Annotated in this window: 10 protein-coding genes and 1 pseudogene; 2 read left to right on the top strand and 9 right to left on the bottom strand. The window is 70.2% G+C overall.

Going from position 1 to position 12,039, the window contains the following annotated elements; genetic code table 11:
• On the bottom strand, positions 1–1,079 hold a 1,079-nt coding region (locus STRIP9103_RS29845), incomplete at its 3' end, for a GDSL-type esterase/lipase family protein (protein WP_048821236.1).
• Between the two features lie 237 nt (positions 1,080–1,316).
• On the opposite strand from STRIP9103_RS29845, the gene STRIP9103_RS29840 reads away from it, so the two are divergent.
• On the top strand, positions 1,317–2,246 hold the full coding sequence (locus STRIP9103_RS29840) for a hypothetical protein (RefSeq protein ID WP_048821235.1): 930 nt from the start codon (positions 1,317–1,319) through the stop codon (positions 2,244–2,246).
• A gap of 108 nt (positions 2,247–2,354) precedes the next feature.
• Here STRIP9103_RS29840 and STRIP9103_RS29835 read toward each other — a convergent pair whose 3' ends face one another.
• From STRIP9103_RS29835 to STRIP9103_RS29800, 8 genes are all read right to left on the bottom strand, one after another.
• Positions 2,355–3,248: a geranyl diphosphate 2-C-methyltransferase gene (locus tag STRIP9103_RS29835; protein ID WP_009326603.1), complete on the bottom strand. Its 894-nt coding sequence runs from the start codon at positions 3,246–3,248 to the stop codon at positions 2,355–2,357.
• Between the two features lie 43 nt (positions 3,249–3,291).
• Entirely contained in the window at positions 3,292–4,356 is a 1,065-nt protein-coding gene (locus tag STRIP9103_RS29830; protein ID WP_048821234.1) for a family 2 encapsulin nanocompartment cargo protein terpene cyclase, read from the bottom strand.
• Complete coding sequence (locus tag STRIP9103_RS29825) at positions 4,353–5,783, bottom strand: family 2B encapsulin nanocompartment shell protein (protein ID WP_009326604.1); 1,431 nt, start codon at positions 5,781–5,783, stop codon at positions 4,353–4,355. The genes STRIP9103_RS29830 and STRIP9103_RS29825 overlap by 4 nt, the downstream gene beginning before the upstream one ends.
• Positions 5,784–6,228: 445 nt before the next feature.
• Complete coding sequence (locus STRIP9103_RS29820; protein ID WP_009326608.1) at positions 6,229–7,488, bottom strand: glucarate dehydratase family protein; 1,260 nt, start codon at positions 7,486–7,488, stop codon at positions 6,229–6,231.
• A complete protein-coding gene (locus STRIP9103_RS29815; protein WP_009326609.1) occupies positions 7,485–8,393 on the bottom strand; it encodes a 5-dehydro-4-deoxyglucarate dehydratase in 909 nt (302 codons plus the stop codon). The genes STRIP9103_RS29820 and STRIP9103_RS29815 overlap by 4 nt, the downstream gene beginning before the upstream one ends.
• Before the next feature lie 25 nt (positions 8,394–8,418).
• Entirely contained in the window at positions 8,419–9,372 is a 954-nt protein-coding gene (locus tag STRIP9103_RS29810) for a carbohydrate ABC transporter permease (RefSeq protein WP_009326613.1), read from the bottom strand.
• Positions 9,369–10,289: a carbohydrate ABC transporter permease gene (locus STRIP9103_RS29805; protein WP_009326610.1), complete on the bottom strand. Its 921-nt coding sequence runs from the start codon at positions 10,287–10,289 to the stop codon at positions 9,369–9,371. Before STRIP9103_RS29805 ends, STRIP9103_RS29810 begins: the two co-directional genes overlap by 4 nt.
• The gene (locus STRIP9103_RS29800) at positions 10,286–11,611 is read right to left on the bottom strand and encodes a sugar ABC transporter substrate-binding protein (RefSeq protein WP_048821233.1); all 1,326 of its coding nucleotides are present in this window, start codon (positions 11,609–11,611) and stop codon (positions 10,286–10,288) included. The genes STRIP9103_RS29805 and STRIP9103_RS29800 overlap by 4 nt, the downstream gene beginning before the upstream one ends.
• 213 nt (positions 11,612–11,824) lie before the next feature.
• Between STRIP9103_RS29800 and STRIP9103_RS29795 the strand changes: the two are divergent.
• A pseudogene (locus STRIP9103_RS29795) lies at positions 11,825–12,039 on the top strand (fructosamine kinase family protein); the annotation flags it as partial.

The raw sequence follows: 12,039 nt of genomic DNA, 5'->3' as shown, positions 1-12,039 counted from the left end.
GGCGTCCCCATCGTCGACGTGGAGGCGATGAACCCGAACGTGGCGCTCCCGCCGGGCGCCAGGGCACCGTTCCAGCTCGCGTTGGTCACGGTGGCCGTGCCGTCGGCCGCCGTACCCGGCGTGCCGTTCCAGACCTGGGTGAGCCGGGCCCCGTCGGCCGGTACGACGGTCACGGTCCAGCCCGCGACCGGGGCGGCGGAGGTATTGGTCACCGTCACCTCGCCCTGGTAACCGCCCTGCCAGACGTTGACGGCCCGGAAGACCGCCGCGCACGAGGGCTCCCCCTCACCCGGGTCGCCGGGGTCACCAGGGTCCTCCGGATCCTGTGGTACCCCCGCGTCCAGCACCGCTGCCAGCGCCGGATACCAGCGCGCGGCGATCTTGTCGTCCCCGGCGGCGTTCGGATGCACACCGTCGTATGTGTCGGTGGCCGTACTGAACCCCGTCCACTGATCGACCATGGTCACCGGCGACCGGCTCGTGCTCGTCGCCCGGGCCCAGTCGGGAATCCGCGCGTTGAAGTCGACCACGCGCTGCGCACAGGCCGTACAGCTCTCGGGGTTCATCGGGATGAGCTGCGCGACGAGGACGCGCATGTCGGGGTTGGACGCCCGCATCTGCCCCACGAGTTCGGTGTAGGCGGCGAGGATGCGGTCGGGGGCGATGGCGCTCCACACGTCGTTCGTACCGAAGTGCATGACGACGACGTCCGGCAGCGTCGCGGCCAGCCGGCCGGGCAGCAGGTTCTGGTCGGCCACATTGGTCACCAACTCGCCGCCGTGGCCCTCGTTGTCGCCGTCGTGCGGCTGCCCGCAGCCCTGTGGGCCGAGGGTGCCGACGAAGTCGATGTCCGTGTAACCGGCACTCCGCAGCCGGTTCCACAGCACCGCCCGCCAGCAGCCGGGCGAGCCGGTGATCGAGTCGCCCAACGGCATGATGCGCACGGGGGCTGCTGCCGTATCGGCCTTGGGCGCGGCGGCGGCGGGCGGCGCGAGCGCCACCGCGCCGGGCATCAGCAGAGCGGCCAGAAGGCCGAGAAGCGGGATGATCCGTAAGCGTGCGTGATGGCTGCCGCGCATGATGTTCCCTTCCCCAGGCGAGATGGGAGCGCTCCCATGGCAACATGCCATCGTTGTCATTCACACGTCAAGACAGGGTGCGTGATCCTCTGATTCCTGCGTGGGGCAAGGGAGTTGGGGCCTTGGAAGGCGATCATCTTTTCGATATCTTCACGCTCGTTGCTTTGTTCGCACCCGCACCTCCTTCAACACCCCCCACTTGAGCGGAGTTCGCGTGACAAGACATCGTCATTCGGCATGGACGGGCAGCGCGCTGGCGGCTGTTCTGCTCGTCACCACCCAGAGCGGCCGGGAACGCGCACGGAGTACTACACCGACTCCAAGGACGTCGCCTGGGCCCAGGAACTGCGCTGGTCCTGGCAGAACGCCGACGCCGTGGACGCGCTGCCGCACCGCGCGCTGTACACCGAGCCCCGGGTCTTCCGGCCCGGCAGCGGTACCGAGTACTGGAACCATCCCGTGGGCGCCCCCGCCCTCGCCGCCGACGGCCGCCAGCTGACCCGTGGCGGCGACACCGTCACCGTCGACCTGCCGATGGGCGGCGACTCCGACGGACGGCACCTGTTCACGAGCGACGCCTTCTACGCCACGTACGACTACACCCTCAGCCGGGACGGGAAGCAGCTCGTCAAGAGCCGGGACGGCGCGGAGGAGTTCCCGCGCAACCACGCGCTCGCCGCGTGGAAGGTCCCGGCCGACACCGGCACGTACACCCTCAGGGCCCACGCCGACCGCGGCCAGTGGAACAACGTGAGCACCGAGGTCGAGGGCGTGTGGACCTTCCGCTCCGGTCCGACCGCTGAGGGGGAGACGGCCGCGCTGCCCCTGACCAGCGTGCGGTTCAGGCCGCCGGTCGACGAGTGGTCGCGGGCGGAGGACGACCGTACGGTCGCCGTCCCCTTCACCGTCCAGCGGACCGGCGACCAGGCGCGCGGCAGGCTGCGCGAGCTGACCGTCGAAGCGTCGTTCGACGGCGGTACCACCTGGCAACGGGTGCCGGTGACGAAGAACCGCGCCCTCGTCCCGCACCCGGCGGTCGAGACCCTGCCCGCCGCGCACATCGACCGCAACGGCCACGGTTACGTCAGCCTGCGGGTCAAGGGGGCCGACCGGGCCTCGACCTTCGAGGTGACGGTGAAGAAGGCGTACAAGCTCAAGAAGTCATGATGTCCGACGCCCTGGACAACTGAATCACCGTCCGACGGCAGTCGATGAACTCCGACCGTCCGTGCCCGGAACACCTCTGCGGGGGTTCCGGGCACGGCGGCCGGTGGCTCAGACGCGGTCGGCCACGATCAGCAGATACTGGAAGCTGCCGTTCTCGTAGGCGGTGATGAAGGTGTCCTCGATCCCCGTGACGAGGTGGTCGGCCTGCTTGCGCAGCTCCCAGTAGGGCAGCGCGGCGGCGGTCAGGTCCTGCACATGAACGGGTACGAGGCGGTTGCGGGCCATAGCCCGGAAGTACTCCGAGCGCGCGTGGATGCCGCAGATGTAGTGCGCGTTGATGAGGGACACCTCACGAGAGGCCCGCCCGTAGCCGTCGTTGTAGCAGCCGGTGATCGTCACATGGCGTCCGCCGCGGCGCAGCAGCCGGGCGTGCTCGGCGAACAGCAGGTCCAATTCGACGTACATCGTGGACTCGTTGTTCCAGGACGCCGCGAACGCCCCCGAGGGCAGACCGGTGTCGAGCATGTCGCGGTGGTGGAAGCGGACCCGGTCGTCGATGTCCCGCCTGCGGGCCTGCTCGCCCGCGAAGTCGGCCTGCTTCCGGGAGATCGTCACCCCGTCGACGGCACAGCCGTACCGCAGATGCGCCACCACACTGCCGCCACCGCGTCCGCAGCCCGCGTCGAAGACCCGGTCGGCGGGGGTGAGCGGGCCGAGGTGACGGGCCAGCAGTTCGGCCTGGGCCTGCTCCAGGCGGTGCAGTTCGGCGGTGATGCGCTCCCGGCGGCGCGTCGTATCGGGGTCGTCGTCGAGGACGGACCAGTCGGCCTCGCCGATGCCGTAGTGATGGTGGTACAGATCGTCGATCCTGCCGAGTTCGAGGTTGACCGGGTTCTCCTCGGCGTTCCAGTAGTCCGCGACCCGGGACTGGTACGAGGACTGGGCCGGGGGCCGGGTCGGCACCGGTGCGGCGGTGGTGGTGACGGCGTCGATGATGGTCAACGAAGGCTCCTCTGCTGCGATCGGACGTCGGCCGGGTCGGGCGTTACCAGTAGTCGGGCAGGCTGTAGCGGTCGGTGTTGGTGGCGTGCCACTCATGGCTGCCGGCCAGCCAGGCGGCGAGGCCGGTGGCGTAGCGCCCGATCGGCGGCGAGGTGGCGGACAGGGCCGCGGACTCCTCCTCGAACGCCTCCATGATCCCGTTGTGGATCTCGACGGCCTTCAGATAGGCGGCCTTCAGCCCGCACCGCTCGTTGGCGGCGATCACCATCGGCAGGTTCAGATGGTCGGGGTCGCTCGCCATCTCCTTGGTGAAGGAGTACAGGTCGTTGACGATGGTGGCCGCGTTGCCCGCGAGCGCGGTGATCCGCTGCACCTCCGGACGGGCGTAGACGGCCTCCGGCATCTCCCAGCCGTCCACGGCGTCGACGATCGTCAGACAGGGCCGGAAGTTGTTGTACTGCCGCATCACCAGGTACTCCCACACCTGCGGCACATACCGCGTCTCCGACCAGGCGGCCTCACCGAGATAGCCCAGGTGCAGCCGGGCGAGGTCGTGGACGAGCCGGTCGGTCTGGCTGGGCGTGGCGAGCGTCGCGTAGTCCCGCAGCGCGAAGTGGTACGAACGCAGCGGCCCGTCCGCCCGCACGCCGCGCCCCCACCGCTCCTCCGTCTCGGGGGTGCAGTGCAGGGGGTCCAGCGCCGACTGCGCCATGAGCAGCCGGGCGCCGAGACCGCGCGGCGAGCCGCCCTTGCCCTCGTCCACCTCGCAGTACACGTTGTCGACGAGATGCTCGGCGAGCAGCAACTTGCCCGCGGCGGCGAGGTGTTCGAGGCCGACCGCGCCCGGATGCGCGAGCACGATCGCCCGGCCCAGCCCGAACCGTGCGAACTGCCCCTGCCACTCCCGGGGGAACAGATCCAGCCGCTCCGCCCAGGCCGCCAGCCTGTGGTCGACCTCCGCGACCTTCGCCGGATCGGCGGGCACCGCCGGCCGGTACCGCAGCCCGGGAATCACACCGCTGCGGCGGTCGTGCCCGGACCGGACGAGGCTCGGCGGCCCCGGCAGCCGGGGCCCGGTCGTCGTCACGGGTGCTGACGGCACGCTCATTCCGGCATCCACCCGATCTGTACGTTCTCCAGGATTCCGGCGGCGTCGGGCACCAGGATCGCCATCGAGTAGTAGGCGGTGACCAGGTAACTCATGATCGCGGTGGCGTCGATGCCCATGAACCGCACGTTCAGTGAGGGCTCGTACTCCTCGGGGATGCCCGTCTGCTGCAGACCGACGACCCCCTGGTCCTTCTCGCCGGTGCGCAGCGCGATGATGCTGGTGGTGTGCTGCGGGCTGATCGGGATCTTGCTGCACGGAAGGAGCGGCACACCCCGCCACGCCGGCACCTCGTGCCCGTCGAGGTTCACCGTGCCGGGCACCAGGCCCCGCCGGTTGCACTGCCGGAAGAACGCCGCGATCGCCTTCGGATGGGCCAGGTACAGCCGGGTCTTGCGGCGCATGGACAGCAGCTCGTCCATGTCGTCCGGGGTGGGCGGACCGGAGAAGGTGCTGATGCGCTGCCCGTAGTCGATGTTGTGCAGCAGCCCGAACTCGCGGTTGTTGACCAGCTCCCACTCCTGGCGCTCGCGGATCTCCTCGATGGTCAGGCGGAGTTGCTGCTCCGTCTGGTTCATCGGGTTGTTGTAGAGGTCGGCGACCCTGGTGTGGACGCGCAGCACCGTCTGGGTGAGGGACAGCTCGTACTCGCGCGGCGCGAGGTCGTAGTCGACGAAGCCGCCGGGGAGCGTCTGCTCGCCCACGTGTCCGGCCTCCAGTGGGACATCGGCCTCGCCCTTGCGGTTCATGGGCATGTTCTGCCGTGCGGCGAACGCCTCGAACTGGGCGGCCAGCGACGGGGTGCGCTCCACGAACGCCATCAGCGTGTCCCAGTTGAGCGCCAGCACCACGGCCGAGGTCTCGGCCCGCACCGAGCTGAGCCACAGCGGGTCGGGCCGGCCGATCGCCTCGTCGCCCATTCCGTCGCCGTCGGCGATGACGCCGAGGACCTCCTCCTCGCCGTACTTGCCGGTGGTGTAGCGCGTGAACCGGCCGTGCACCACGAGATACGCCTCGGTCACCGGCTGCCCGGCGTCGAACAGGACGGTGCCGGCCCGCACCTCCCGCACCCGGAAGCGGGCGGAGATCTCCCGGAGGGCCGCGACGTCGGTGTAGCCGCGCAGCGCGGGCAGTTCGGTCAGGGTCTCGGGGATGACCTTGACGTCGTCGGCGCCGTTCTGGTCGAACTGCACCCGGCCCCGGCCGACGCGCAGCTGGAGCCGCCGGTTGACCCGGTAGGTGCCGCCCCTGACGTCCACCCACGGCAGCATCTTCAGCAGCCAGCGCGAGGTGATGGCCTGCATCTGCGGTTCGGACTTGGTGGTGGTCGTGAGCTGACGCGCGGCCTGTGTGCTGAGGCTGGTGAAGTGCTGTTGCGGGTCCGTGGGTTCGGGTGCGCTTTCGGAGGAGCTTACTGGGGCGGTCACATTGCCTCCCGACGGGTGAGCGGATGTGCGTGGAGGTGCGGGCGCGCGCCGAAGGCGGGCGAACACGGGTCGACGGCTGCGACGGAGAACTCGGGTGGCGCGCGTACGACGTGGTCGTGGGCGGATTCCGAGGCGACGGACGCCAGAACGGCGACCGTGAGGCGGTGTGTGCGGCTGGGCGGCACGCGCCGCAGGTAAAGCCAAACAGGTGCGGGGGCGCGCCGGGCACCGCGTGAACGGGGCGCCTTCGTGTCCTGGAGGTGCGGAAACCGCCGGCTGAGGCAGACGGCCGGCCACGGTGCGCGCCCGCGCCGGTCGCCCGCCCCGGCCCCCGGCGCGGAGGGCGGGCCCCGGCGTGGAGGGAGCACAACGCCGAAGGGGCCGCCCGGGGGCGGCCCCTTCTCACCGGTGCCTCACCGGCTCACCGGTGGTCACGTGCGGTGGTTCACCAGCGCGGCAGCCTCAGCTCGTACCCCGGCTGGATCCGGCGCATGTACCCGGTGTCGTCCCGGGAGCGCATCCCCGAGTCCAGGTACAGCCGGTGCAGCCGTTCGAGCGCGTCGTGGTCGAGCTCGACGCCCAGCCCGGGTCCGGTGGGCACCTCGACCTCGCCGTCCCGGATCTCCAGTACGCCGGGGACGATCACGTCGTCCGCCGAGTTCCACGGGTAGTGCGTGTCGCAGGAGTGGTCGAGGTTCGGGATGGCCGCCGCGACATGGGTCATGGCGGCGAGGCTGATGCCGAGGTGGGAGTTGGAGTGCATGGACAGCGCGATCCCGAACGCCTCGCAGACGGCGGCCAGTTCACGGGTGCGGCGCAGCCCGCCCCAGTAGTGGTGGTCGGTGAGCAGCACCTGGATCGCGTTCCGCTCGATCGCCGGCTTCAGATGCTCCCAGGCGACCACGCACATGTTGGTGGCCAGCGGCAGCGGAGACTCCTTCGCCACCTGCGCCATGCCGGGGATCGTGGCGGTGGGGTCCTCCAAGTACTCCAGTACGCCGTCCAGTTCACGGGCGACGTACTGCGAGGTCTCCACCGTCCACGCCGTGTTGGGGTCGAGCCGCAGGGGCTGGTCGGGGAAGGCCTCCGCGAGCGCCTTGATCGCGGCGATCTCCTCGTCCGGCGGGAAGACACCGCCCTTCAGCTTGAACGAGCGGAAGCCGTACCGCCGTTGCATCAGGCGGGCCTGCTCGACGATCCCGGCCGGGTCCAGCGCCTCGCCCCAGTCGTCGCCGACCGCCGGGCGGCCGTCGAGCGCGGGGTGCTCGGCCCACTTGTAGAAGAGGTACGCGGCGAAGGGCACGGAGTCGCGGACCCGGCCGCCGAGCAGATCGCTGACCGGGCGGCCGAGCAGCTTGCCCTGCGCGTCGAGACAGGCCACCTCGACGGCCGAGGTGGTCCAGCCGCGTTCGTGAGAGCCGGGCACGGTCGGCAGCAGGGCACGGTCGATCGCGGCGGCGACGGCGGTGGTGTCGAAGACGTCCAGGCCGACGACCGCCTTCGCGGCGACATCGAGCCGCTCCAGCCGTACGGTGCCGCCCGTGGACTCGCCGAGGCCCACCGTGCCGTCATCGAGCACCAGTTGGAGGATGACACGGAGTGCGAGGGGCTCGTGCACACCGTTGGAGTTGAGCAGCGGCGGGTCACGGAAGGCGATCGGGGTGACGATCAGCTCCCGGATCCGGGTACCCGGGGTGCCGCTCATGCGCCCACCACCCCCAGGCCGTGGTCGATCAGCTTCGCCAGCCGGGCGATGTGCTCCGGCGCGGGGTCGAGCAGCGGGGCCCGTACGCCGCCGACGTCCAGGCCGCGGAGGGTCACCCCGGCCTTGATCAGCGAGACGGCGTAGCCGGGGACCTCGTCGCGGAGCTCGACGAGCGGGCCGTAGAACTCGTCGAGGAGCGTGTCGACCAGCGCCTCGTCGCCGGCCCCGAGCGCCCGGTGGAAGGCGAGGGCGATCTCGGGGGCGAAGGCGAACACGGCGGAGGAGTACAGGCTCACGCCGATGCCCTGGTAGGCGGGGGCGGTCATCTCGGCGGTGGGCAGCCCGTTGAAGAACTGGAAGCCCTCCGTGCCCGGCACGGCCCGGACCGCGCGCACGATGCGGTGCATGCGTTCCAGGTCGCCGATGCCGTCCTTGAGCCCGACGACCCCGGGCAGGGCGGCGATCTCGGCGGCCGTGGCGGCGGTGAGCCGTGCGGTGCCGCGCTGGTAGAAGACGACGGGCAGGCCGGTGGCCTCCGTGACCTCCTTGACGTACCGGACGAGCCCCCGCTGTGGCGCGCTCACCAGATACGGTGGCAGCAGCAGGATGCCGTCGGCACCGGCGCGTTCGACGCGGGCGGCGTGGTCCCGGGCGACCGGGGGCGGGCCCCCGGCGGCGGCCAGGACCGGCACCCGGCCGCCCACGGTCGACACCGCGACCCGTGTGGCCCGCTCGATCTCGTCCGGGGTCAGCGCGTGGAACTCACCGGTGCCGCAGGCGACGAACACGCCCCCGGCCCCGGCCGCGACCCCGGCCTCGATGTGCTGCGCGAGCCGTTCCTCGTCCAGCGAACCGTCCGAACCGAACGGTGTGACCGGGAAGAACAGCACTCCTTGGAACTTCATGTCTCTCTCAACCGTGGGGGATGGGTCAGCCCTTGGTGGCCCCGGCCGCGATGCCGGTGACCAGCGAGCGCTGGAGGAGCAGATAGACGATCAGACTGGGCATCAGCGCGATGACCGCGCCGGCGAGGACGACGCCCGAACCGACCTCGGGGTCCGTGCGCAGGATGGACAGGGCCACGGTGACCGTGTAGTCGGTCGGGTCCTTGGCGGCGATCAGCGGCAGCAGGTACTGGTCCCAGATCATGATGAAACCGAGGACGCCGGCCACGCCGAGCGCGGGCTTGCACAGCGGCAGGACGACCTGCCAGAGCATCCGCAGCTCGCCGACACCGTCGAGTCGGGCGGCCTCCTCGATCTCGTTCGGGATGTCCTTCATGAACTCGGTCAGCAGCATCACCGAGAAGCCCCAGGCACCCAGCGGCAGGATCACGCCCCACACGGTGCCCTTCAGATCCACTCCGACCACCGGGACATGACCGAGGACCAGGGACAGCGGGATGGCGATGACCTCCTCCGGCAGCATCATCGTCAGCATGAACAGGGTCATGATGATCGCCTGGCCGCGGAATCTGTGCCGGGCCAGCGCGTACGCGGCCAGCACGCACACCACGAGCTGCAGGAGCAGCCCGCCGCCCGCGATGACGAGCGAGTTGGTGAAGTAGTCCCAGATGCCGCGCTCCCCGGCCACCCGGAAGTTCGTGAGCGTGCTGTCGTGCGGGAGGAAGGACAGCGACGAGCCGCTGGGGTGGGTGCTGAGCGCGCCCGAGAGGATCGTCAGGAAGGGCGCGGCGAAGATGCCGAGGGCTGTCGCGCACAGCAGGACGCGCAGGGCCCAGGAGACGCCGGGCCTGTCGTTCCAGCCGAGCGCGGTGTCGAAGCGGGCGGGGGTCGTACGGGCCTGCCTGCCGGATCTCCTGGAGGAAGCGACGGCCTCGCCGGACGACGGCGTCCGGACGGGGTCGAGGGCGGGTGCGCTCATCGCACGTCTCCCCTCTTGCGGAAGTAGTTGACGGTGACGGTGAGCAGCAGCGTCACCGCGAGCAGCACGACGGAGGCCGCCGAGGCGCCGCCGATGTCGTTGCGGGTGAAACCGAGGGTGTAGGCGCGGGTCATCCACACCTCGGTGGACCCGGCGGGGCCGCCGCCGGTGAGGACGTACACCTCGGTGAACACACGCAGCCCGCGGATCGCGGCCAGGGTGAGGACGATGCCGATGGCCGGGCGGATCGCGGGCAGCGTCACATGGCGCAGCCGCTGCCACAGCGAGACCCCGTCCATCGCGGCGGCCTCGTACAACGTCCGGTCCACGCCCGCGAGTCCGGCGAGGATGATCACCATGTTGTACGGGGCGGTCATCCAGATGCCCATGGCCATGGTCGCCCAGAGCGCGGTGTCCGGGTTGTCGAGGAACGGCGTCGGGCCGAGGCCGAGGAAGCCGAGGGCGCCGTTGATGATGCCGTCGGAGGTCGGGTAGTACAGCAGCCGCCACAGCTCGCCGACCACCGCGGTCGCGGTGACGACCGGCAGGAAGACAGCGGTACGGATGATCTTCAGCGACCGGGCCTGGCCCTCCAGGAGCAGCGCCAGCAGGAAGCCGACGACGATCGCGCCCAGGGACTGCCCGATGCCGAGGAGGAGGGTGTGGCCGACCGCCTCCTGGAAGCGGTGGTCGGTCAGGACCCGGGTGTAGTTGTCGAGGCCGACCCATTGGTCACCGAGGAACGGCCGTACGTCGAAGAAGCTGAGCCATATGCCCTTGCCCATCGGCAGGAACTTGAAGACGAGGGCGAGCAGCAGACCGGGGGCGAGGAACAGCCAGGGGAGGACGGCCTTCTTGGAGAGGACCCGCCGGGCGAGCCCTCTGCGCCGCTCGGGCGCGATGGTGGTCGCGGTCATGTGTACAGGTCCTGGTCCTTGAGGTCACTGGCGAGGGTGGCGTTGAGTTCCTTGAGGCCGGCGCGGACATCGCTGCCGCAGTAGGTGAAGACCGCGTTGAGGGCGTCGGCGGTGTCCTGCTTGATCGGGGCGAAGTCGGGTGCGTTGGGGAACTGCTGGGAGGCGTCCTCGTACGCCTTCTGTACGACGCTCCAGCGCGGGTCGTCGCGTACCTGGGCCGCGTCGAGCGTGGAGTTGACGGGGATGCGGACCACGGGCTGATTCTCGCCGGTCATGGCGAGCTTCTGGCCCTCGGGGGAGATCAGGAAGGCGGCGAGGGCCTGTTCCTGCTCGGTCTTGCCGGTCCTGGCGCCGAAGTAGATGTTCTCGCCGTCGGCCAGCACGGTGGACCCGGCCGGGCCCGCGGGGAACGGGACCACGTCGAACTTGTCCTTGCCGGGCGTGGTGTCGTAGGTGGCGATGTTGTAGGGGCCGGTGAGGTACATCCCGGCGTTGCCGTCCTGGAAGTTGGTGGCGGTGCTGGTGATGGCGTTGATGGCGCCGGGCTGGATGACACCGTTGTCACCGCAGAAGAGGTTGTCCTTCATCCAGGTGACGGTGCGTACGGCGGCGGCCGAGTCCATGGCGGGGCGGTAGCCGTCGCCGTCGGGCTCGATGATCTGCGCGCCGCCGGACCACAGGAAGCTGGCGCCCCACCAGGCGGCATAACCGTTCTGGGCGCTGCCCGGGACGACCATGCCGTAGGTGTCGTTCTTGCCGTCGCCGTCCGGGTCGCGTGTGGCGAAGGCCTTCGCGACGCTCAGCATCTCCTGCCAGGTCGTCGGAGCCCGAAGACCGAGCTTCTTGAGCCAGTCCGTGCGGATCATCAGCGTCTGGGCCTGACGGGAGTAGGGGATGCCGTAGTGCTTGCCGTCGATGCCGACGGTGGAGGACCAGGTCTTGTCGGTGATCTGGTCGTGGCCCTCGATCGTGGCGGGGTCGATCGGCTTCAGCAGACCCTGACTCTGGTAACTGCCCATCAGCGCCGTGTCGTTGATCATGACGTCCGGGAGGTCTTTGGTGGACGCCCGGCTCTGGAGCTGCTGGTCGAAGTTGATGACCGGCTGGTAGTCGATCTTGATCCCGGTCTTCTTGGTGAAGGCGGCGAACACCCGCTCGTACGTGGCGGCCGGGTCCGGATTGCTCCGGGTCCAGACCTCCAGGGTGTTCGGGTCGTCGCTCCTGGCGCTGTCGGACCCCGATCCGCAGGCCGCGGCCCCGAACACGAGCCCCGCGACGGTCAGTATGGCGGCCAGGCGGCGACTTCGTCGGCGAACGCCCATGGGCACACTCCGTTGTTCCTCCGGCCGGATACCCGGCTGTTCATATCCATGAACTCACTTCACGGATCTAAATGATCGGCCAAGCTACGGAGCGTTGCGTTCTCATGTCAAGACATGGGTAGGAGATTTCACCGGTGCCACACCCGGCCGTGCGAGATCCTGTTCGACGTCCGTGTGACACGGGATGCGACATGGAGGGGAAAGGTGGTTGCCGTGACCGATCACGCGGCGCCCGGCACCTTGGCCGCCCGGCTCACCGGCCGCCCGGTCACCGGGGAGCGCCGGCTCTCCGGGGCGCTCGCCGAGGTCACCCTCGACGACGGCCGGGTGGTCGTCGTCAAGCTCGGCGACGTCCCGGCGCGGCCCGGGCCGAGGCGGCGGGCCTGCGCTGGTTGACCGACGCGGGCACGGTCCGTATACCGACCGTG

The sequence above is a fragment of the Streptomyces ipomoeae 91-03 genome (assembly GCF_000317595.1).
In the GTDB taxonomy this organism is placed as follows: domain Bacteria; phylum Actinomycetota; class Actinomycetes; order Streptomycetales; family Streptomycetaceae; genus Streptomyces; species Streptomyces ipomoeae.
The sequence above is the reverse complement of the archived record's forward strand: the minus strand, read 5'-3'. Positions and strand labels throughout refer to the sequence as shown.